Origin of the sequence: Mycobacterium intermedium (assembly GCF_002086275.1) — a bacterium.
Lineage (GTDB): Bacteria > Actinomycetota > Actinomycetes > Mycobacteriales > Mycobacteriaceae > Mycobacterium > Mycobacterium intermedium.
Genome location: NZ_MVHT01000031.1, coordinates 1 through 21,688, shown reverse-complemented (window position 1 = coordinate 21,688; position 21,688 = coordinate 1). Strand labels below are relative to the sequence as shown.

21 protein-coding genes and 1 tRNA gene are annotated in these 21,688 nt (G+C 66.6%); 8 read left to right on the top strand and 14 right to left on the bottom strand.

The features are described 5' to 3' along the window. Position 1 precedes the first annotated feature (1 nt). The 4 genes from BST27_RS13035 to BST27_RS13020 form a co-directional block, all read right to left on the bottom strand. The gene (locus tag BST27_RS13035) at positions 2-838 is read right to left on the bottom strand and encodes an ABC transporter permease (protein WP_069420799.1); all 837 of its coding nucleotides are present in this window, start codon (positions 836-838) and stop codon (positions 2-4) included. Between the two features lie 83 nt (positions 839-921). Then, positions 922-1,689 (bottom strand): MlaE family ABC transporter permease, encoded by a 768-nt coding sequence (locus BST27_RS13030; protein ID WP_069420778.1) that lies wholly within the window; start codon positions 1,687-1,689, stop codon positions 922-924. Positions 1,690-1,940: 251 nt separating this feature from the next. Then, positions 1,941-3,836 (bottom strand): family 2A encapsulin nanocompartment cargo protein cysteine desulfurase, encoded by a 1,896-nt coding sequence (locus BST27_RS13025; RefSeq protein WP_069420779.1) that lies wholly within the window; start codon positions 3,834-3,836, stop codon positions 1,941-1,943. Beyond that, positions 3,823-4,761 (bottom strand): family 2A encapsulin nanocompartment shell protein, encoded by a 939-nt coding sequence (locus BST27_RS13020; protein ID WP_069420780.1) that lies wholly within the window; start codon positions 4,759-4,761, stop codon positions 3,823-3,825. Before BST27_RS13020 ends, BST27_RS13025 begins: the two co-directional genes overlap by 14 nt. 370 nt (positions 4,762-5,131) lie before the next feature. Here BST27_RS13020 and BST27_RS13015 point away from each other — a divergent pair, with 370 nt between their 5' ends. The 6 genes from BST27_RS13015 (at position 5,132) to BST27_RS12990 (ending at position 9,725) form a co-directional block, all read left to right on the top strand. Beyond that, complete coding sequence (locus BST27_RS13015) at positions 5,132-6,463, top strand: thioester domain-containing protein (protein WP_069420781.1); 1,332 nt, start codon at positions 5,132-5,134, stop codon at positions 6,461-6,463. Beyond that, positions 6,460-7,392: a cysteine synthase A gene (gene cysK, locus BST27_RS13010; RefSeq protein WP_069420800.1), complete on the top strand. Its 933-nt coding sequence runs from the start codon at positions 6,460-6,462 to the stop codon at positions 7,390-7,392. Before BST27_RS13015 ends, cysK begins: the two co-directional genes overlap by 4 nt. A gap of 1 nt (position 7,393) precedes the next feature. Then, positions 7,394-8,113: a serine O-acetyltransferase gene (gene cysE / locus BST27_RS13005; RefSeq protein ID WP_069420782.1), complete on the top strand. Its 720-nt coding sequence runs from the start codon at positions 7,394-7,396 to the stop codon at positions 8,111-8,113. An 87-nt stretch (positions 8,114-8,200) separates the two neighbouring features. Further along, positions 8,201-8,644, top strand: a complete 444-nt coding sequence (locus tag BST27_RS13000) for a thioredoxin family protein (protein WP_139805135.1) — start codon at positions 8,201-8,203, stop codon at positions 8,642-8,644. 41 nt (positions 8,645-8,685) lie between these two features. Continuing rightward, complete coding sequence (locus BST27_RS12995) at positions 8,686-9,162, top strand: DUF4395 domain-containing protein (RefSeq protein WP_069420783.1); 477 nt, start codon at positions 8,686-8,688, stop codon at positions 9,160-9,162. A gap of 281 nt (positions 9,163-9,443) precedes the next feature. Next, positions 9,444-9,725 carry an ANTAR domain-containing protein gene (locus BST27_RS12990; protein ID WP_069420784.1) on the top strand — a complete coding sequence of 94 codons (282 nt, stop codon included), beginning with the start codon at positions 9,444-9,446 and terminating at the stop codon, positions 9,723-9,725. Positions 9,726-9,738: 13 nt separating this feature from the next. Here the strand turns inward: BST27_RS12990 and mtnC are convergent, their stop codons facing one another. The 4 genes from mtnC to BST27_RS12970 all read right to left on the bottom strand — a co-directional run bounded on the left by mtnC (position 9,739) and on the right by BST27_RS12970 (position 12,725). Continuing rightward, positions 9,739-10,461, bottom strand: coding sequence for an acireductone synthase (gene mtnC, locus BST27_RS12985; protein WP_069420785.1), 723 nt, complete (start codon positions 10,459-10,461; stop codon positions 9,739-9,741). After that, complete coding sequence (locus BST27_RS12980; RefSeq protein ID WP_069420786.1) at positions 10,458-11,033, bottom strand: 1,2-dihydroxy-3-keto-5-methylthiopentene dioxygenase; 576 nt, start codon at positions 11,031-11,033, stop codon at positions 10,458-10,460. The genes mtnC and BST27_RS12980 overlap by 4 nt, the downstream gene beginning before the upstream one ends. Further along, positions 11,030-12,646 (bottom strand): bifunctional S-methyl-5-thioribose-1-phosphate isomerase/methylthioribulose 1-phosphate dehydratase, encoded by a 1,617-nt coding sequence (locus BST27_RS12975; protein WP_069420787.1) that lies wholly within the window; start codon positions 12,644-12,646, stop codon positions 11,030-11,032. Before BST27_RS12975 ends, BST27_RS12980 begins: the two co-directional genes overlap by 4 nt. A 6-nt stretch (positions 12,647-12,652) precedes the next feature. Then, positions 12,653-12,725: transfer RNA gene (locus tag BST27_RS12970), tRNA-Asn, on the bottom strand. Positions 12,726-12,901: 176 nt separating this feature from the next. Here BST27_RS12970 and BST27_RS12965 point away from each other — a divergent pair. Next, positions 12,902-13,195, top strand: a complete 294-nt coding sequence (locus tag BST27_RS12965) for a hypothetical protein (RefSeq protein ID WP_069420788.1) — start codon at positions 12,902-12,904, stop codon at positions 13,193-13,195. Between the two features lie 21 nt (positions 13,196-13,216). Here the strand turns inward: BST27_RS12965 and dnaG are convergent, their stop codons facing one another. Continuing rightward, complete coding sequence (dnaG, locus tag BST27_RS12960; RefSeq protein ID WP_069420789.1) at positions 13,217-15,148, bottom strand: DNA primase; 1,932 nt, start codon at positions 15,146-15,148, stop codon at positions 13,217-13,219. Between the two features lie 4 nt (positions 15,149-15,152). After that, on the bottom strand, positions 15,153-16,466 hold the full coding sequence (locus tag BST27_RS12955; RefSeq protein WP_083148497.1) for a deoxyguanosinetriphosphate triphosphohydrolase: 1,314 nt from the start codon (positions 16,464-16,466) through the stop codon (positions 15,153-15,155). A gap of 70 nt (positions 16,467-16,536) precedes the next feature. Between BST27_RS12955 and BST27_RS12950 the strand changes: the two genes are divergently transcribed. Further along, the gene (locus tag BST27_RS12950; protein WP_069420791.1) at positions 16,537-18,522 is read left to right on the top strand and encodes a TPM domain-containing protein; all 1,986 of its coding nucleotides are present in this window, start codon (positions 16,537-16,539) and stop codon (positions 18,520-18,522) included. Between the two features lie 122 nt (positions 18,523-18,644). On the opposite strand, the gene BST27_RS12945 is transcribed toward BST27_RS12950, so the two are convergent. The 4 genes from BST27_RS12945 to BST27_RS12930 all read right to left on the bottom strand — a co-directional run bounded on the left by BST27_RS12945 (position 18,645) and on the right by BST27_RS12930 (position 21,369). Then, entirely contained in the window at positions 18,645-18,929 is a 285-nt protein-coding gene (locus BST27_RS12945; RefSeq protein WP_079220028.1) for a WXG100 family type VII secretion target, read from the bottom strand. 32 nt (positions 18,930-18,961) lie between these two features. Beyond that, positions 18,962-19,258, bottom strand: a complete 297-nt coding sequence (locus BST27_RS12940) for a WXG100 family type VII secretion target (protein ID WP_069422649.1) — start codon at positions 19,256-19,258, stop codon at positions 18,962-18,964. Between the two features lie 61 nt (positions 19,259-19,319). After that, entirely contained in the window at positions 19,320-20,495 is a 1,176-nt protein-coding gene (locus tag BST27_RS12935) for a PPE family protein (RefSeq protein ID WP_069422598.1), read from the bottom strand. Between the two features lie 61 nt (positions 20,496-20,556). After that, complete coding sequence (locus BST27_RS12930) at positions 20,557-21,369, bottom strand: PPE family protein, SVP subgroup (protein WP_069422597.1); 813 nt, start codon at positions 21,367-21,369, stop codon at positions 20,557-20,559. Between the last annotated feature and the right edge of the window lie 319 nt (positions 21,370-21,688).

The window sequence follows — 21,688 nt, the reverse complement described above, 5'->3', positions numbered from 1 at the left end:
GCTATCCCGACAAGTTGAAGTTGCCGTGCTGACCGTAGACGGAAAGCGAAATCATCAGGCAGACAAAGGCGGTGACCATCATCGACGACCGCACGGAACGACCGACGGCCTCCCCCACACCGGCCGGGCCGCCCGTCGCGGTGAAACCGTAGTAGGTGTGCACCACCATCACACCCGCGGCCATTGTCAGCGCCGACAGAAACGACCACATCAGGTCGGTGGGATGCAGGAACGTCACGAAATAGTGCTCATAGACGCCGCGTGACTGGCCGTAAACGGCAATGGTGAGGAACTTGGCGGCGACGAACGAGGCCAGCACGGCGACCGCATAGAGCGGGATGACAACGAAGACACCGGCGATGATGCGGGTGGACGCCAGGTAGGTGATTGCGCGGATGCCCATCACTTCCAGCGCGTCGATCTCTTCGTTGATTCGCATGGCGCCCAGCTGCGCCGTCGCGCCCGCACCGATCGTGGCCGCCAGTGCCACGCCGGCGGTGCACGGCGCGATCATCCGGACGTTCAGGAACGCCGAGAGAAAGCCGGTCAGCGCCTCCACACCTACGTTGGACAGCGTGTCGTAACCCTGGACCGCGACCAAGGCGCCGGTGGTCAGCGTGAGAAAGCCGATGATGCCGACGGTGCCGCCGATCACCGCCAGTGCGCCGGTGCCCATTCCCATCTCGGCGATCAGCCGCAGCAATTCTCCGGGGTAGCGGCGCACCGCGTCGCCGGTGCTGGCCAGGGACCGTCCGTAGAAGGCGGTTTGTTCGCCGATCCGGCGCGTGGCGGCCACCAACCTTGGGCCGACCGTGGCGAACCACGACGGCTCCCGCACCGCCGGCTGGCTCGCGGGCGCTACCCGCGCCCGCGGAGGTGGCCCCAACTCGTCGCTTCGCTCCGCAACTTCGTTGACGCGAGTCACTTGGCGGTCACCTTTACCCCAAGCGCGGTCGTCAAGATGTTGATGAAGAACAAAGCCATGAACGAGAAGACCACGGTTTCGTTCACCGCGCTACCCACGCCGGCGGGACCTCCCCCCACCGAAAGTCCTTTGTAGCAGGCGATCAGGCCGGCGGAGATTCCGAACAGGGTGGCTTTAATGAGCGAAATCACCACCTGCGGCAGGCCCACGAGCAACGTCATCCCCGCGACGAAGGCCCCCGGCGTGACGTGCTGCACATACACGACAAAGATGTAGCTGCCGACCAGTCCGGTGACCGCGACGACCGAATAGAGGAGCACCGCAACGAAGGTGGCGGCCAAGACGCGCGGGACCACCAGAGCCTGCACCGGGTTGACCCCGATCACCTGCATCGCGTCGATTTCCTCGCGAATCTTGCGCGCGCCCAGGTCCGCGCACATGGCCGTCGAGCCGGCACCGGAGACGACCATCGCCGTGACGACCGGCCCCACCTGAGTCACAGACGCGAGTCCCGCCCCCGCTCCGGACAGGTCGCCCGCGCCGATCTCGACGAGCAGGATGTTGAGGACGAACACGATGAGGACGGTGTACGGAATCGACAGCATGATGGTCGGAAAGATCGACACCCGAGCCACGAACCAGATCTGCTCGAGAATTTCACGCCAGGCCCACGGGCGTCGCACCATCACCAGGAACGTCTCCGCGCAGAGCTGGAAAAACTCACCCAGCGCCTGCATGGGCTTCGCAATGGTGGCGGTATTCATCGGGTCGATGTACCCCCCCGGGTGGTCCACAACGGAGTGCGTCTCATGCCAGACCCTCTTTTACGTCTACTCGACAAATGGATTCTCTAAGTGAAATTCCTTGTCCCGCAATGGCTTAACGGTATCCACAGCAAGGTATGGCGCAACGCCACCGAATTGCGGATAGAAACACATCGCCAGCTTACGAGCAGCGCAAGTCGGTTCCCAGGTTTGGAATCAAGCAGAGAACAACGGTGGAACGGGTGGGCGGTTCAGCCTACGTTCGCGCCGCCTTCGGCGATCCGGCGCACCGCGCGCAGGAAAACATCGATCTCTTCGAAGGTGTTGTAGAAGGCGAACGACGGGCGCACCGTCGCCTCCAGACCATAGCGACGCAGAATCGGCTGGGCGCAGTGGTGGCCCGCGCGCACCGCGATGCCCTCGGCATTGAGCGCCTTGCCGACTTCGAGTGGCTCGTGCCCGGCCAGCACGAAGGACAGCACACTGGCCTTCTCGGTCGCCGTGCCCACCAGTCGAACACCGGGGATGTCCGCCAGCCGAGGAGTCGCGTATTCCAGCAGCGAATGTTCGTAGGCCGATATGCGCTCGATACCCACCCGTTCGACATAACGGAGCGCCTCGGCCAGGCCGACCGCGTCGGCGATGTTTCCGGTTCCGGCCTCGAACTTGTTCGGTATGCCCTGGTACAGCGACCGCTCCAAGGTGACATCGGCGATCATGTTGCCGCCGCCCTGCCACGGCGGGGTCTCTTCGAGGGCATCCTCGGACCCGTACAGCACCCCGATGCCGGTGGGGCCATAGATCTTGTGCCCGGAGAACACGAAGAAGTCGACGCCGAGTTCGGCGACGTTGATGGGCAGATGCGGAATCGACTGAGCGCCGTCGATGAGGACGCGCGCGCCGTAGCGGTGCCCCAGTTCGACGATCTTCTCCACCGGCGTCACGGTCCCCAGCGCGTTGGACACCTGCGTGGCGGCCACCAGTTTGGTCTTCGGCCCGAGCAGGTCCTCAAACTCCGAGAGCAGCAGATTGCCCGCCTCGTCGACGGGCGCGACCTTCAGAATTGCCCCGGTCTGCTGCGAAAGCAATTGCCACGGAACGATATTGGCGTGGTGCTCCAAGTGCGTGATGACGATCTCGTCGCCCCGCTTGAGGTGCTTGCCGCCCCACGCGTAGGCCACCAGGTTGATGGCTTCGGTGGTGCCGCGCACGAAGATGTTCTGTTCGGCCCTCGGAGCGCCGATGAAGCGGCGCACCGTTTCGCGTGCCTCTTCATACGCGTCGGTCGCACGCGCCGCCAGTTCGTGTGCCGCCCGGTGAATGTTGGAGTTTTCGTGGGCGTAGAAGTACGCCAGCCGGTCGATGACCACCTGCGGTTTCTGGGTGGTCGCCGCGTTGTCGAACCAGATCAGCGGCTTGCCGTTGACGGTTTCCTTCAGGATCGGGAAATCCGCCCGCACGGCGTTGACGTCGAACACCTCGTGCTGGTCCGGCAATTCCGGCACCGGCTCCGAGACGACCTCCGGCCGGCTCAGGAACCAATAGTTGCCCTCGTCCCCGCCGGGCGCGACCGACGGGGCGTCGGACCAACCCAGGTCACCGACGGATGGAGCCTCGGGCAGCCAGCCAGGTGCCGATCCGCGTGGCGCCACAGGCACGCTGGGTGACGCTCCTGCCAGGACGCCGGGCACCGTCGGCACAATGCCCTCGGTCGGCACCGCCAAGGCGGTGAAATCGCCGATACCGGGCGGAAGCAACGGGTCCGCCACCCCGGCCGCGGCCGAGGCTGCCGATGGGGCCGCTGTGGTGTCCGGCAGATTGCCACGCGGCGCCACCGGCACCACGCCGGGAGGCGTGGCTTCCGGCCCCGGCGACGAAGGCGCGGGCACATACGTATCGGTGAAGGCTATTGCCGGCACACCCGCGGAGAGTGGATCGGAGGCACCGCCGGCCGTGCGGCCCAGCGAGGCCGCCGACGTCGTGTCGGGCACATTCCCGCGCGGCGCCAGCGGCGCCGTCTGCGGTGGGCTGTCCGGCCCGGGCCGGATACTCGCCGCATACAGCTGGCTGGCGAGCGCGGCCAACTCAGCCGCGCTGACGGGAAGGTCGCTTTCGGCGTCTACCGAGCGGTACTCACTTGTACTCATGGAACTGGTCCACAGCGACGTCGTCGAGCACGCCCAGCGCGTCGTCGGTGAGCACAGCGAGGGACGTGTACAGCGTGACCAGGTAGGTGGCGATCGCCGACTGGTTGATGCCGGTGAACCGCACCGACAGCCCCGGCGCCTGCTCCCCGACCAGACCGGGCTGGAACAGACCCACCACGCCTTGGCGCTCTTCGCCGGTGCGCACCAGGATGAACTTGGTCTTGCCGTCCTCCACCGGCACCTTGTCCGACGGAACGATCGGGATGCCGCGCCAGGTGATGAACTGGGCGCCGAACAGGTTCACGACGACGGGCGGCACGCCGCGGTACGTGGCCTCGCGGCCGAACGCGGCGACGCCCAGCGGGTGCGTCAGGAAAAAGCTCGGGGTCTTCCAGACCTTGGTGATCAACGCGTCCAGGTCGTCTGGGGTCGGCGCCCCGCCCAGCGTCTGGATGGTCTGCTCGGGAGTCACCTGGGAGAGCAACCCGTACTCGGGGTTGTTGACCAGCTCGGACTCCTGACGCTCTTTGATCGTCTCGATGGTCAGCCGCAGCTGCTGGGTGATCTGGTCGTGGGGGCTGGAGTATAGGTCGGAGACGCGGGTGTGCACATCGAGCAGCGTCGAGATGCTGCGCAGCGTGTACTCGCGCGGGCTCGTCTCGTAGTCGACGTAAGTCTCGGGCAGCACCTCGTCGATGCCGCTTGCCCCGGACTCGGCCTTGACGGCGACCTGCTCCGGGTTGACGACGCGGTTGACGCGGTAAATGCCGGCTTCCACCGGCACCCAGCTGAGTAGATGCAGCAGAAAGCGCGGGGTGATCGTCGAGAGCTGAGGGACGGTCTTGGTCGCATTGGCGAGCTGCCGGGCAGCGAGATCATCAAGTGCCTGAGACTCGTTCTGAGCCCCTTGTGCAGCCGAAGTCATGTTGGTCCTTCCCTCCACCGTTCAAATCACGTCGATTTTAAGCGAAAGCTAGTGGCGCAGGACCTAATCTTGCCCCACATGGAGTGCCGGCGCCCAGCGAGGGTAAGGGACTGCAACGTTCACACACAAATCTTTGACCAAGCGTGATTGAAACAGCCTCGAACACCCATGGCCTATAGTGGCCCTATGCAACAGGCCCTTCAGCCGCGCTTCGTTCCTTCGCGCAGCCTCGTCATGCCTTGTTGTTGTTGTTGCTGTTGATCGTCTAGCCCCTCAGCTACCCTCGCGCTCCCCCGCAGGCGGCGGTATGGCACACCGCCCGGCGGCACGGTGATGCGCAGCCACATTCTTTGAGGAAGATCAACCAGCCATGTCCGTGCTTTCCGACGTTATTTCTGAGCCGATTTCCGCGCCCAGTCGCCTCGCGGCTCCGGTGAGAACCCGTCGTCGCATCCGGGTGCGACCGGCGATCGAGCCGAGTCGCATGACCCGTTATCGGGGTGGCACCTACTCCCACACCGTCGACAAGGTGGTGTTCACCGACGGCACCACCGCGCGGACCGACCTGATCAAGCTGCACCCGAACCTGCGGGCATACTCGCTGGACTTCATGGGCATCGCACCACATCACCCGTCGCCATATCGGCTCGGCACCTGGTCGGCACTGCCGCACCTGAGCACCCGGGGCTGCGAGGCCGAGGTGGAGTGGATCCTGCGGCACTCCTTTCCGATGCGCTCGATCGCCGACCTCAGCCGACGCCTGCGCGCCGCGGGGTATCCCCTCGGCCCCGGCAACATCAGCGAACACGAGGCCATCGCGGGAACACAGGCCGCCATCTGGTACTTCACCAACGGCATGACGCTCGACACCCGTCCCCTGAATGCGCCCATCGCGGTGCACCGCGGCCCGGGGCCGGTGCTGACCTTCGAATTCGACGGTCAGCCACAGCTGGGCGGCTACTCGCTATGGACCGGGTCGCAAACCAGCGTGCGGCTGCAAAAGTCGGCTGACGGGCTGATCTGGCACGACGTCTCCGGGTCACAGCTGACCACGGACACAGGCAAGGGCCGCTATCAGAAGACGCTCGGGGTGGGCAGCACCCTGTCGACCAGCAGCCGTTCGCGTGGCGCCCTGGGCTACCGCTACTACCGACTGGTTCCCGCCGGTGCCGATTCCGGCCGCACGACCGGTGCCCTCGACATCGACCACGTCGACTTCTGGCTGACCGGTTCCGGGCACTACCGCAACTCCGACCGCATCGTGCACCTCTACAACTACCTGTTGGCCGGGGCGTTCACCGCGGCTCGGGGAAACCGAAACCCGCTGGTTGACGAGGCTGCGGTCGCCGAGTGGAACGCCGGTTCCCAGCGGGTGGGGCCGTTCGGAGCGCGTGTCCCGTTGCGGGTGACCGCCGCGGCCGGCAGCGAAGTGGTCGACGCGGACGGTGTCCCGATCACCGAGACGATCAAACGGGGCACCAACTTCTACGTGCGCTGCGCCCCCGGCACGACCGCGACCGCGCTCACCGCCACGACGTCGCACCAGCTCAGTGGGCGCGTACTGACCGGAGTGGCGCTGGCGGGGCCGTCCCATCGCCTGACACCGGTTGCACTAACCACCCCCACACACGTGACAATGGAAGTTGACATCACCTGGGATGCACACCAGGCCCACGCCGACCTCGTTGGAGAATGTGGATGACCATTGCCGACAACATCACACAACTGATCGGAAACACCCCCCTGGTTCGGCTGCGCCGGGTCACCGACGGCGCCGTCGCCGACGTGGTCGCGAAGCTGGAATCGTTCAACCCGGCCAACAGTGTGAAAGACCGGATCGGCGTGGCCATGATCGACGCGGCCGAGAAGGCCGGCTTGATCGGGCCCGACACCATCATCCTCGAACCAACGAGCGGAAACACCGGCATCGCCCTGGCGATGGTGGCCGCCGCCCGCGGCTACAAATTGGTGCTCACCATGCCGGAAACGATGAGCCTCGAGCGGCGGAAGGTGCTGCGCGCCTACGGCGCCGAACTCGTCCTCACCCCCGGCGCCGAGGGCATGCCCGGTGCGATCGCCAAGGCCGAAGAGCTGGCCAAGACAGATCAGCGGTACTTCATCCCCCAGCAGTTCGAGAACCCGGCCAACCCTGCCGTGCACGCCGTCACCACCGCTGAAGAGGTGTGGAACGACACCGACGGCAAGATCGACATCTTCGTTTCCGGGATCGGAACGGGCGGCACCATCACCGGCGTCGCCCAGGTCATCAAGGAACGCAAGCCCGGCACGCAGTTCATTGCGGTGGAGCCCGCCGCGTCGCCGGTGCTCTCCGGCGGCCAGAAGGGACCACATCCGATCCAGGGCATCGGCGCGGGCTTCGTTCCCCCGGTGCTGGACTTGGGTTTGGTCGACGAGGTCGTCACCGTCGAGAACGAAGAGTCGCTCGAGCTGGCGCGCCGGCTTGCCCGGGAGGAAGGTCTGCTGGTCGGCATTTCCTCGGGTGCGGCCGTCGCGGCCGCCCTCAAGGTGGCACGGCGCCCGGAGAACGCCGGAAAGCTGATTGTTGTGGTGCTACCCGACTTCGGTGAGCGCTACCTGAGCACCGTGTTGTTCAAGGATCTGAGCGACTGACGTGTTGGCAGCCATCCGGCGTGACATCCAAGCGGCCCGGGAGCGGGACCCCGCCCGACCGACCGTGCTGGAAGTCATCTTCGCCTATCCGGGCGTACACGCCGTATGGGCTCATCGGATCAACCACTGGTTGTGGCTGCGTGGCGCACGGGTGCTGGCCCGGACGCTGGCGGAGCTGACTCGCATCTTCACCGGTGTCGAGATTCACCCAGGTGCCGTGCTCGGCCCGGGCCTGTTCATCGACCATGCGACCGGCGTGGTGATCGGCGAAACCGCCGAGGTGGGTGAAGACGTCACGATCTTCCACGGAGTCACCCTCGGTGGGACCGGCGCCGATACCGGTAAGCGCCACCCCACCGTGGGTGATCGCGTCACCATCGGCGCCGGAGCCAAGGTGCTCGGCGCGATCAAGATCGGCGACGGCAGTCGCATCGGCGCCAACGCCGTCGTGGTCAAGGAGGTCCCGGCCAGCTCGGTCGTGGTCGGGGTTCCCGGGCAGATCGTCAGCAGGCCCGCGAAGGCCAGCGAGGACGAGTCGCGGCTGCCGGACCTGGTCGGTGTCAGCCTTCAGTCGCTGCTCACCCGGGTGGCCCGGCTGGAATCCAGAAGTAACGGCAAGGCGGGCGATTCCGCCGGCGCCGCGCAGACCGGGCAACAGCCCGAGCGCGTCATCCGGCCGCCCGAGGCGGGGGTCTGGTACGGCGAGGACTTTTCGATCTGAGGAATACGCGCCGCCGGGCGCGGGGTTATTGGCTACTGCGTCGTCGAAGACAAGAATTCGTTGGAGTTGCATGGAAATGGTGCGCTGGTGAGCACTCTGGTAGTCGCGGTTGCGGCGACCGCGGCCGCGCTGGGTGCCGCGAGCGTCATCGGCGTCGCGGTCAATCGTCGTTCGGGTACGTTGCGCCAGACCTCAACGAGCGACGCCGAAGCGCGGCAGGACACCTCGGATTTGGGCTTGTCCGAGAGCGGCCCGACCATCGTCCACTTCAGCGCCGAGTGGTGTGGCCCGTGTGCCGCGGTGCGGCGGGTGGTCGACCAGGTGTGCGCGGCCCTGCCCGAGGTGGCGCACGTGGAGTTGGACATAGACGCGAACCCCGCTGCGGCCAAACGGTTCTCCGTGTTGTCGCTACCCACCACTTTCATCTTCGACGCCGACGGCCGTCAGCACTACCGCACCGCGGGCGTGCCCAAGGCCCCCGAGTTGCAAACGGCTGTGCAATCGCTGTTGGCCGGAAAGGCCAGTGACTAGATGTTTTCGACCGAAACACCCCTACCGACAGGAGCGCATTGATGTCGACCGACTTGGGCCAAAACAAGGGCCAAGACACGGGCCTAGTAGACGTGCGGGGTCCGCGGTTTGCGGCATGGATCACCAGCACCGTCCTCGTAACGACGTTGGCGGTGTCAGCGTTCAGCATTCCCGCCGCCACGGTGATCCTGGCCGCTCAGGCCGTCGTCTTCGCGATCACCGCCCTGCGCGGCCCACGCAACGGTCCTTACGGGCTCATTTTCCGGAAGCTCGTTGCGCCGCGGCTCGCACCGGTGAAGGAACGCGAACCGGTTCCGCCGCTGAAGTTTGCACAGCTGGTCGGGCTGGTTTTCGCCGTCGTCGGGGTCGCCGGGTTCGTGGCGTCGCTGCCGGTGGTGGGCGTGGTCGCGACGGCCTTCGCGCTGTTCGCTTCGTTCCTCAACGCTGCCTTCGGGATTTGCCTTGGCTGCCAGATGTATCCGCTCGTCGCCCGGTTCCGCCGGACAGCCGCGGCCTAACTCTCGAGCTTCAAGACGCGGGCGAGCCAAACACGCCGAATCCAAACCTTCGCCATCTTCATGTCCTACAATTAGGCGATGCGATCACGGGCGCGCTTCGATACCACGCGCCGTTCGCCCCTGCGCTGTCGTTGTCATTGATTTCCTTCTCCCGCAACAAAATAGCTGAATCCGGCGCCGAGTGTGAGCTACGCGACGCGCCGCTGACCGACGCATAGGCGTCGCACGGTTGACACTGGCCGCGACAGGAATAGCGACAGGAATAGGAAGGTCGATGACACATGACTCAGGGGTTGGAAAGTCATACGACGATTAGAGATCGCCGCAACGGGTCGACGCGCGCTCTCGACACCGCGGTCGGCATACTTGTTGGTTGGCGCCGCTGCAGCACCTACACAGCCTTCCGAGAGTTGGTCTCGGCCAGCGAGCGACACGGGATACCGGTCTTTGCCCTCGCCGGGGCCCTGGTCAACCTGGCCAGTCGTGACGACGAAAGTCAGCCCGCCGACACACCAGCCCAGTTGGCCGCCGAGCGGGAGTGGGGCGCGCAGAACTCGTCGTGACGACCGTGCCCGGCTATGTGGCTCGTGGATCGACATCGGCGAACGAGTCGACCCAACGGTGCGGCGGCCGAGGCGAATTGGGCTCGCCGGCCCGGGCCACGCCGACCACCGACCATCCTGCCGAGACCGCGGCGTCGAGCTCGTCGGGCTGGTCGGAAAGAAAGAGGATATTCCCGCCAGGCAGACCGATCTCGTCGGCGATTCGGCGGTATGACGTGCCCTCGCGTTTGGGCCCGGCCGTGGTCAGATCGAACCAACTGCTGATCAGCGACGCCATCTCGCCACCGCGGGCGTAGCTAAACCAGTCTTGTTGATTACGAACCGAACCCGACGAGAACACCGACAGCGAAATCCCGTCGGCGTGCCAGGCGGTCAACGCCGGCCGCACATCATCGAAGAACTCGCCGTACAGATCACCGCCGCGAAATCCCGCGGCACAGATCAAGCCCTGCGCGGTCTTGAGCGGCTCCGCTTTGATGTCGGAATCAAGCCAGCGACACATTACTTCGGCGATCTCGTTAATGTCGGCGTCGGGTCGCCCGGCGATCTCGTTAATGTCGGCGTCGGGTCGCCCGGCGATCTCGCGAGCGCCGGCGAGAACCGAATGCGCTGCGCCGCTTTGGTTATCGGCCAGCCAGCGCGCCAGATGCTGCCGGGTATAGCCGTACAGACCCTCGCGCACCGAACTCGTCGGACTGGTGGTGCCCTCGATGTCGAGGACGACTGCGTCGATCACGCCGCGACAAGCTGATCGATGCTCGGGAACCGTTGGCCGATCGGGTCACCGGTGAAGTCACCAATCCAGCCATCCTGCTGCTCGAAGAACCGGATCGCGACGAAGTCGGGGCGCAGACCCATGTCGAACCAATGCCGGGTGCCCGCCGGCACCGACAACAGGTCACCGCCCTCGCACACCACCGCGACCACTTCCGGTTCGAGGTGCAGATAGAAACAGCCGCGGCCGGTTACGAAGAAGCGCACTTCGTCCTCGGCGTGGCGATGCTCGGACAGAAACTTCCCTCGAGCCTCAGCGGCCTTGTCGGCCCAATCCGGGTCACCGTCGTCGGGTTGCAGGCGTATCACATCGATGAACTTGTAGCGGCCATCGGCGTTCAGTTGAGCGACGTGTTCGCGGTAGCGCGCCAGGATGTCGGTGGTCGGCGTGGCCGCGTCCAGATCGGGCATCGCCGGCCAGCGGTCGAACGCTATTCCGCGCCTTGCCAATTCGGTGCCGATGACGGCGGCATCGTCGGTAAGCAGCCGCACATCGGTGGCATCGGTGTCGGCCATGATCTGCAGCAGGGTCATGTCGTCAGATTCCTCCCGACTTCGCGCCGGCCGGTCAACGTCACCAGCTCACAAATGCCTTCGAGGCACTCCGCCCGGTCGCGGGCCTGCGCCAGGGTGGCGCCCCACGCGGTGATTCCGTGGCCAGCGATGATGAGTACTGGTGCGGCGGTGGGGTTCTCGGTCAGGTGGCGCTCGATGTCGGTGCCGATGCGGGCGACGTCGGAGTGATTGTCGAACACCGGAATGTCGATCGTCTCCGCTGCGCCGAGGCCCTTGATCAGCTCATACCCGCTGAACCGCAACGCCTCCCGCGCGTCGATCGACTGGGCCGTCGCGTGTGGCGGGTGCACGTGCACAACCGCCTCGGCGTTGGTGGCGCGATAAATGGCAGTGTGGATGGCGGTTTCCGCCGACGGACGGCGCTTCCCCGACACCGGCTGGGAGTCGGCGATCTTCACGGTCACCATGTCGTGCTCGGTGAGTTCGCCTTTGGAGAGCCCACTGCCGGTGATCACCGCGGTTTCGCCGGTGCGAACCGAGATGTTGCCGGCCGTTCCCGGCATCCAGCCGCGCGCATACAACGCATGCGAGATATCCGTAATCTCCTGCTCGACAACACCTTTCGGCTCGACAAAACCGTTCTCGGTGACAACAGCGGTGACCAGTTCCGGTGGGGTGACGTCGAAGGCGGGGTTGAACACCGCGATGCCCTCCGGGGCCATGGCACGGTCACCGACGTGCGTGACCTCCGCCGCGCCCCGCTCTTCCACCACGATCTCGCGCCCGGTCGGCGTGGCCGGATCGCGGGTCGATTCCGGTGCGACGACCACGAACGGTATGTCGTGCCGCGCCGCCGCCACGGCCAGCGCGTAGGTGCCGATCTTGTTGGCAACCGAACCGTCGGCGGCGACCCGGTCCGCGCCGACGATCACGCAGTCCACCTGGCCGGTGGCCATGGCCCACGCTGCGGCCGAATCGATGGTCAGACGATGCGGGATGCCGGCCTCGGCCAGCTCCCAAGCGGTCAGCCGGGCGCCCTGCAGCAGCGGTCGGGTCTCGTCGACCAGCACGCTGTCGATGAGGCCACGGGCATGCAAAACCCGCAACGCGCCCAACGCGGTGCCAAACGCGGCCGTAGCCAGTCGCCCGGTGTTGCAGTGGGTCAGCACACGAAGCGGGCGACCAGGACACAATCGCTCGATCAGGTCGGCCGCGTGCGTGGCGGCGACCCGGTTGAGCTGACCGTCCTCCGCCAGCATCTGCAGGGCCTCGGCCAGCACGGCCTGGGGGCCGTCGGGGACTCTGGCCAGCGCCCGTCGCACACCCCAGACCAGGTTGACCGCGGTGGGCCGGGCCGCGGCGATGCGCTGGGCCTCCAGCCCGATCTTGTCCGGATCGCCGTCGTGCGCGAAGGCCGCCAACGCGACGGCGAAGCCGCCCGCGACACCAATCGCGGGTGCTCCCCGGATCGCCAGGGTCTTGATCGCGTCGATGACCTCGTCGACCGTCGTGAGCCGCAGCCGAACGAATTCGCGGGGCAATACCCGCTGATCGATGACAACCAGCGCGCCGCCGGACCACTCGATCGAATTCTCCGCGCTCACCGCGGACTGGAATGCCACGAAGGCCATTATCGGCTCCCCCGGAAGGACTCGAACCTTCAACCCTTCGGTTAACAGCCGAATGCTCTGCCAGTTGAGCTACAGGGGATCGCCGCGATGCTGGATCGCGGGACGACTCTAGCGTACTGGCATGGCTGGTCCCAACTAGAGGGTCCCAACTAGAGGGACTCGAAGAACTACCTGCAGTGACCGATCGGGCGCACACACACCCCACGCGATGAGGCAGGATGGGACCAACCGCTTTTTGTGTCGGGAGGGATCGTCTTGATCGGGTATGTCGCCATGCTGGGACTGGGTTACGTGCTGGGCTCAAAGGCCGGGCGCCGCCGGTACGAGCAGATCGCGGGCACTTACCGCGCGCTGACGGGTAGTCCAGTGGCCAGGTCGATGATCGAGAGCGGTCGTCGCAGGATCGCGAATCGGATCTCGCCCGATACCGGATTTGTGACCCTGAAAGAGATCGACGAGCAGACGTCGGTAGTCGAGCGACCGGTGGACAGGCCCGCCGAGCCCCCGGTCGAACACCGTGCCGAGCAGCCGGTAAACAGCGTCAACTGACGACGGCCGCCTGCCGCCGTCTCAGACGGCGAGATCGTCGCCGCTGGCCTGTTCCAACAGGCTGCGCCGGTAGGCCTCCATCGCTACCAGATCGCCGAACAACGCGTGGTATTCGTCGCCCTGTTCGATCGGCGACATCCGCTGCAACTTGGACTTCACCTCGGCGATCTGGCGGCCCACCCACACCTCCTGCAGCCGGGCCAGGACACCGGAGATGTAGCGGGGCAGCTTGTCGTCGTCGACCTGGATCGCCTCTACGCCCAGCTCGCTGATCAGACCCGTCGTCAGCGCCGACGTGGTCTGCTGACGCACCAGGTCCAGCCACTGCGCCCCGGTGATGCCGGTCGAGGTACCACCCGCGCTCTCGATTGCCGCACGCACGGCCGCATAACCGGGGTGGGTAAAGCTTTCGACGGTCAGTGTGTCGAACACCGGACCGGCCAGCGCGGGGTACTGCAGCGCCGACTTCAGCGCCTCCCGCTGCGGCCACAGGGTCGGGTCACGCGGGTCTGGACGGGCCGCTGCGGGCTCGGCGGGGCCCGCCGCTGCGGCGGCCGCGCCTCGGCGGCCGGATCTGGGCGCAGGACCCGCCCGGCCGGCACCCCTGGTCTTCTTGGCGTTGCCCCGCACCCGGTCGATGACCTGGGCCACGTCGTCCCAACCGACCCACCCCGCGAGCTGCCGGGCGTACTCGTCGCGCAATGTGGGGTCCTTGATTTGACTCACCATCGGGACGCAACGGCGCAGGGCGGCCACCCTGCCTTCGGCGCTGTCCAGGTCCATCTCGGCAAGCGCCGTGCGGATGGCGAACTCGAACAACGGCGTTCGACGCGCAACCAGGTCGCGGAGCGCGCCGTCTCCCGACTTCAGTCGGAGGTCACAGGGATCCATGCCGTCTGGGGCCACCGCGACAAAGGACTGGCCCGCCAAATTCTGCTCGCCGTCGAAGGCCTTGAGCGCGGCGGCCTTACCGGCCTGGTCGCCGTCGAAAACGTAGATCAACTCGCCGCGAAAGAAACTGTCGTCCATCATCAGCCGACGCAACATCGCCAGGTGCTCGTCGCCGAACGCGGTGCCGCAGGACGCGACGGCGGTGGTGACCCCGGCCAGATGCATGGCCATCACGTCGGTGTAGCCCTCGACGACCACCGCCTGATGACCCTTGGCGATGTCTCGTTTGGCCAGGTCGATGCCGAACATCACCGATGACTTCTTGTACAGCAGGGTCTCGGGGGTGTTGACGTACTTGGCTTCCATCGGGTCGTCGTCGAACAGTCGGCGCGCGCCGAAACCGATCACCTCACCGGCCGAACTGCGGATCGGCCACAGCAGCCGACGGTGGAACCGGTCCATCGGGCCGCGCCGGCCCTGCCGGGACAGACCCGCGGCCTCCAGTTCCTTGAACTCAAAACCCTTGCGCAGCAAATGCTTTGTCAACGTGTCCCAACCCGAAGGCGCGAACCCGCAGCCGAACCGGCGGGCCGCCTCGGCGTCGAAGCTGCGATCGGTCAGATACTTCCGGGCGGGCGCCGCCTCGTCGGATTCCAGCGCCTGCGCGTAGAACTCGGCCGCGGCGGCGTTGGCGGCGACGAGCCGGCTGCGGCTGCCCCGGTCGCGCTGCACGCTGGTCGCCGGCCCGGTGTAGCTGATCGTGTGGCCGATCCGGTCGGCGAGCAGTTCCACCGCCTCGACGAAGCTGACGTGCTCAATCTTCTGGATGAAGGCGTAGACGTCGCCGCCCTCACCGCAGCCGAAGCAGTGGAAGTGGCCGTGATTGGGCCGCACATGAAACGACGGCGACTTCTCGTTGTGGAACGGACACAGGCCCTTCAGCGAGTCGGCGCCGGCGCGGCGCAGTTGGACGTAGTCGCCGACGACATCTTCGATGCGGGCCCCTTCGCGGATTGCGGCGATGTCGCGATCGGAGATCCTGGACCGACCTGGACTCGACACGGCCTCAGTCTAGGCCGCTGCGTGCGAGTGGGTTGTGCCCGAGTTGTGCGGCATCGATGCGCTCGAGCCGCCCCTCGGTGTACGACGCGATTTGATCGACGATGACCCGCAGTCGCGCCCCGTCATCGGGGGCCGCATTGAAAGCCGCGGCAAAGATCGGATCGAGCGACTGCGGGGCACCGGCGGAAAGCCACTGCGCTACCCGGTGGATGCGTTCGCGCTGTCGAGCCTGGGCTTCCAGGTGCCGCGGGTCGGACATGATGAACTGCAACGCCAACATCTTCAGCAACGCCACCTCGGCGCGCACCAGGTCGGGGACCACCAGGTTCGCCTGATAGCGGACCAGCGGCCCAGGTCCGGCGGCTTCGCGGGTGGTGGCGATCGCCGCTGAGGCAAACCGGCCCACCAGCTCGCTGGTCAGCCGCTTGAGCGCAACCGCCGCCGACAGGGTGGCGTCGTACTTGCCGACCGCGGCGACAACGGGCAGGCCCGACAACCGGCGTGCGGCTTCCATCAATTCATCGGCACCGACCCTGGGGAATTCGCGCTCTCCCAGCTTGGCCAACGCTGCGGCATCGTCCTCGTCGGCGAGCACCCGCAGGTCGATGCGTTCGGAGACGACTCCGTCCTCGACGTCGTGCACCGAATAGGCGACGTCGTCGGCCCAATCCATCACCTGGGCCTCCAGGCACGGCTGGTCCGCGGGGGCTCGGTCGCGGACCCACTCGGCCGCTTCGCGGTGTTGGTCGTAGAAGCCGCACTTCTTCGGCCGGTCCTCTCCGGATTGACGATCGCCACCACGCAACCACGGATACTTGGTGACCGCGTCCAGGGCCGCGCGGGTGAGGTTCAGGCCCGCACTGATTCCGTCGGCGTCAAGCACTTTGGGCTCGAGACTGGTGAGGATGCGGAAGTTCTGGGCATTGCCTTCGAAGCCGCCGAAGTCGGCCGCAACCTCATTGAGCGCCCGTTCCCCGTTGTGTCCGTAGGGCGGGTGACCGATGTCGTGGGCCAGCCCGGCCAGCTCGACCAGGTCGAGGTCGCAACCCAAGCCGACCGCCATCCCGCGGCCGATCTGGGCGACTTCGAGCGAGTGGGTCAGGCGGGTGCGCGGAGTATCGCCCTCACGCGGTCCGACGACCTGGGTCTTGTCGGCCAATCGGCGCAGCGCGGCACTGTGCAGCACCCGGGCGCGGTCGCGGGCGAAGTCGGTGCGATGCTGGCCTTCCGTACCCGGCAGACCTGCGGTCTTCGGCCCTTCCGCGACCCGCCGTTGACGATCGAAGTCGCCGTAGGGCTCTTGCTGATTCGTGCTCACCGACCCACAGTCTGCCAGGGACGACGCGCGACGGTCCGCATCGTCACCCGGCTAGATTAGATTGCGTCCTATGCGCGCTCGCCTGCTCGGTGTGATCCTGACGATCGTCACTGTGAGCCTCGCCGGGGGTCTGCTCGCGCCACCGGCGGGCGCTCAACCACCGTTTCGACTGCCCACCTATGTCACCGACAACTCCGGCGCGCTGACGGATTCGGGTCGCTCCGCGGTGGCGACGGCCCTCGACCACCTCTACACCGAACGGCACATCCGACTGTGGGTCGTCTACGTCGACGACTTCTCGGGGCAGCAGGCGGAGAGTTGGGCCCGACGCACGTACCAGCTCAGTGAGTTGGGCAGTTCGGATGCGCTGCTCGCCGTGGCCACCGCCGGTCGCGCGTACGCGTTCCTGGTGCCCTCATCAGTGCAGGGCGTGAGTTCGCGGGACGTCGACGATCTGAGGCGCAACCGGATCGAGCCGGCATTGCGGGCAAACGATTGGAGCGGCGCAGCCATCGCCGCGGCCAACGGTCTGGACAAATCACCCAGTGCCTCGGGGCGCTGGACGCTGCTGGCAGCGCTCAGTGTCATCGCCTTGGCCGTGGGGATCCTGTTGGTGGTGATGCGCTGGCGCAAGCGCCGACGCCACGCCACCGCCGTGGCTGCGGCACGACGAGTCGATCCCACCGATCCGACGGCCTTGGCCGCCGTGCCCGTGGACATCCTCGACGACCTGTCCCGTTCGATGGTGGTCGAGGTCGACAACGCGTTGCGCACCAGCACCAACGAACTAGCCCTGGCCATCGAGGAGTTCGGTGAGGAGCGGACGGCGCCGTTCACCCAGGCGGTGAACAACGCCAAGGCGGCCCTGGCCCAGGCTTTCACGGTTCGTCAGCAACTCGACGACGCCATCCCGGAGACACCGGCGCAGCGGCGTGAACTGCTCACTCGCGTGATCGTGTCGGCGGCGCGGGCCGATCGCGAGCTGGAGTCGCAGACCGAGGCGTTCGAGAAGTTGCGCGACTTGGTGATCAATGCTCCGTCCCGCCTGGACCTGCTCACCCAGCAGTACGTCGAACTCACCTCACGCCTCGAGCCCACCGAACAACGCTTGGCCGAGTTGAACAAGGAGTTCGGCGCTGAAGCGTTGGCGTCGATATCGGGCAACGTCACGACCGCCAAAGAGCGGCTGGCGTTCGCTGACCGCAACATCAGCACGGCTCGCGAGCTGGCCACCCGCGCGGTCAGCGGCCAGCAGAGCCGGCTGGTGGACGCAGTGCGCGCCGCGGAATCCGCACTCGGACAGGCCCGCACGCTCTTGGACGCGGTGGCCAGTGCGGACAACGACATCCGCCACGCCGTCGCCGGCCTGCCGTCGGTGCTCGCCGAGGTTCAGGCGGGCATCAAGCGCGCCAATGAACAACTTCAGCAGCAGCACGGCACCCAGTCCGCACACAGCGGTGAACTCATCGAGGTGCGCGATGCGGCGGCCAGAGCCGTGGACCACGCCCGCGGCACCACCGATCCGCTGGACGCCTTCGCGCGGCTGACCAAGGCCGAGGCGGATCTGAACCAACTGCTGGCGACCCTGGCCCAAGAACGTGCAAATCGCGAACGCCTCAACCGCTCCTTTGAGCAGGCGTTGTTCACTGCGGAGTCTCGGGTGCGCGGGGTGTCCGAATACATCGACACCCGTCGCGGCAGCGTCGGACCCGAAGCCAGGACCCGCCTCGCGGAAGCCAAGCGACAGCTCGAGGCGGCGCGGGAAAAGAAGGCGACCAGCCTGACCGAGGCGATCGCCTACGCCAACCACGCGTCGACCCTGGCGGCCGACGCACAATCGCGGGCCAACGCGGACGTAATGGCCGCTGAGCGCGCCTACAGCTATCGCGGCGGAGACAACACCGGCGCGGTCTTGGGCGGCATCATCATCGGCGACTTACTCAGCGGTGGCATGCGAGGCGGCTTCGGTGGCTGGAGCCCCACCTCGTATGGCGGCAGCTCGAGTTCCGGCGGATCGTCCGGGGGCGACTTCATGGGTGGCGGCGGGCGGTTCTGAACCCGCAGCTACCCGGGTACGCGATTCGGCGCACGCCGTCGGGTGCACGGCACCAACAGGGCACAAACAGCAACGTGGCCGCACACTCGGAGTGTGCGGCCACGTTGGTTAACGCGTGTGGGTCAGGCCCAGCTGGAGCCCACGGCGCTGTCGGTCTGCGCCATGTTCTGGCCGGCGGCCTGAACCTTCTGGCCGTGCTGGTTGGCCTGCTCGTAGATCACCTGGAAGTTGCGACCCAACTGGGTGATGAACTCCTGGCAAGCCACCGAACCGGCGCCACCCCAGAAGTCGCCAGCGGCCAGCACATCGCGAACGATGGCCTGGTGCTCTGCTTCCAACGAGGCAGCCTGGGCGCGGATCAGAGCGCCGTGCGCGTCGACGTCGCCGAACTGGTAATTGATGGTCATTGTGATTGTCCTCCTGAGTCTTTGGGCTGGGGTTAGCTGCTGAGGATCTGCTGCGAGGCCTGCTCTTGCTGCTCGTAGTTGTTGGCGTCACGAATCAGTCCGTCGCGCACGCCGTGCAGCATGTTCACAATGTTGCGGAACGCCGTGTTCATCTGGCCCATGGTGTCCAACGAGGTGGCCGAGGCCAGACCACTCCAGCCGGCACCCGAGATGTTCTGCGAGGAAGCCCACATGCGACGGGCCTCGTCCTCAACGATCTGGGCGTGGGTCTCGAAACGGCCCGCCATGTCCCGCATAGCGTGCGGGTCGGTCATGAAACGCGCGGTCATGCTATCTCCTTATCTCGAAATTTGGTGTTTGAACTTCTGGTAGTGGCTGTTACTTCGGGCGTTAGACAACGACCTGCTTGGGCATGACGATCGGCTTGAACCCGTAGCGCGGTGCCGAACCGACGCCGGCACCCTTGGCGGCGGCTGCCATGCCCGGCATCCCGGCCATGACACCACCCTGCGCCGCTGCTTCCTCGGGAACCGTCCAGCCGCTGCCCGCCAACGCCGTACCGACGTTCGCGGCAGCCGGGGCGGCACTGGCCCAGCTGGCCGGCACCGAAAGGCTTCCGACCAGTGACGCCTCGCCCACGGCGGCGCCAACGCCCGCTGCCTCCACATCGCCGGCCAAGCCCGCCGCTGCTGCACCGGCAGCAACGCCCGCGCCCTCGGCGATCTCCTCCGCCACCACCGGCGTGCTGCCGGCGAGGGTGTTTGCCAGGAAGATCGCCGTGGGGATAGCGGACATGACCCACCATGCCGTGGTGTTGATGGCGCTGTTGATGATGTTCGCAATGAACGGTTCGCCCAAGACGCCGTCGATGACCGGAAGGATGTCCATCACGCCCACCGTCTCGAGAGCCGAAGTGATCGGTGAAGCCAGCTGCGAGATTGCGGTCGGCAACTGGGTGATCAGGTCGACGATCGATTGCGTCGCGGGTGACACCGAGGCTGCGGCGCCGACGGCCGCGGCCTGGGCGACCGGTCCGGCCGGGTTGGTGTTCGGTGTCGGGGGCTCCAGCGGTGTGAGTGCACTGGCGGCACCCGCGGCGGCCGCGTAGGTGTACATCGCCAGGGCGTCTTGAGCCCACATCTCCGCGTAGAGGGCCTCGGTAGCCAGAATCGCCGGTGTGTTGATGCCCAGGAAGTTGGTCGCGACCAGTGCCGCCAGCTGGGCCCGGTTGGCCGCGATGACTGGCGGGGGAACGGTGGCGGCGAACGCTGCCTCGTAGGCGGCCGCGGATGCCATGGCCTGCACGCTCGCCTGCTCCGCCGCTCCGGCGGTGTAGGTCAGCCAGGCGATGTAGGGCTGGGCCGCGGCAGCCGCGGAAAGCGACGCCGGACCAAGCCACAGCTCACCGGTGAGCTCGGTGACCACCGACTCGAAACCTGTTGCGGTGGCGTTCAATTCGGCGGCCAGACCACTCCAGGCTGACGCGGCTGCGAGAAGCGGGCCGGCGCCTGCGCCGGAGTACATGAGCGCGGAGTTGACTTCTGGCGGCAAAGCGGCGAAATCCATTGTGTATCCCCGTTCTTTTTAGGTTTGTGTCAAGTTGTTGATGGTGCGGATGGGCTGGTGCTTAGACCGTGGCGAGCTTCGGCATGACGATTGGCTTGACGCCGTAGCGCGGCGCACCGAAGCCGGCGCTGTTGCGCGCGGCGTTGGCCAGACCGCCGGGGAAGAGCATCCCGGGCGAGCCCGCCGCCGGGGCGGCGGTGAATCCAGCACCCGTGAGCGCTGCGGGCGTCGTGCTCGAGACCAGGGTCGCCCCCGCCCAAGCGGGCGGCACCGAGAGGCCGCCGACTGCGCCGGCGGTGCCGATCCCGGCCGCGATTGCGCCGCCTTCGGCTGCCGCCGCCGCACCAATCTCGCCCAAGGCGAGGTCGCCGCCGACAGCGGCATCGGCCGCCGCGGCCTCTTCGGCGGGAAGCAGACCACCGCCGGCAAGGCCGACGAGGACGGATGTCGCGGAGGCCCAGTTGCCGAGCCCGATGTTGATGATGTTTGCGATACCGCCGGAGAACTCCGGCGGGAAGACGTCGGCAAACGCCTGGCTCAGGGCTCCGATGTCGGCGGCGAACCCGTCGAACGGCGAGACGGCCGCGGCCTGGTTGATGGATTCGGTGGCCTCGTAGGTACCGGCGCTGATCCCCAGGGTGTTCACGAATTGGTCGTGAATTGCGGCGGCCTCGGCGCTGATCTGCTGGTAGAGAGTGCCGTACGAGGCGAACAGCGCGGCCTGCAGCGTCGACACCAGGTCAGAGGCGGCCGGAGCGATCGCGGTTGTGGGGGCCGCGGCGGCCGCGTTCTGTGCGGTGAACGTTGTGCCAAGAGCGCCCAGCTGAGTGGCCGCAGCGGTCAGCTCTTCGGGCAATATCTGCAGGAATGACATCCGTGGCTCCTTAAATGTGAAACATTGCGACCTGTGATCCCCCAGGCCGACCCTGTGTGTTTGCGTATTAGCCCCTGTGCGTTGGCGTAACGCTAATCAGCCGCGGGTCCAGATTCCTGGCCGAAGTGCGTTGGGTGACGGACGTTTACGGCGTTTTAACGCCCGCGCGGCCTGTGTCAACGATTTTTTGGCGGCCGACATAGACCTGTCATATGTGTTGGTCCCCGCGGCACCCCTTGTTCGGGCGCGGCGCGCGATCCTACACAGATCACGGCCGGGACGCATGTCGGCCTCGGAGGGGGCTCGGAGGGGGGAGGGG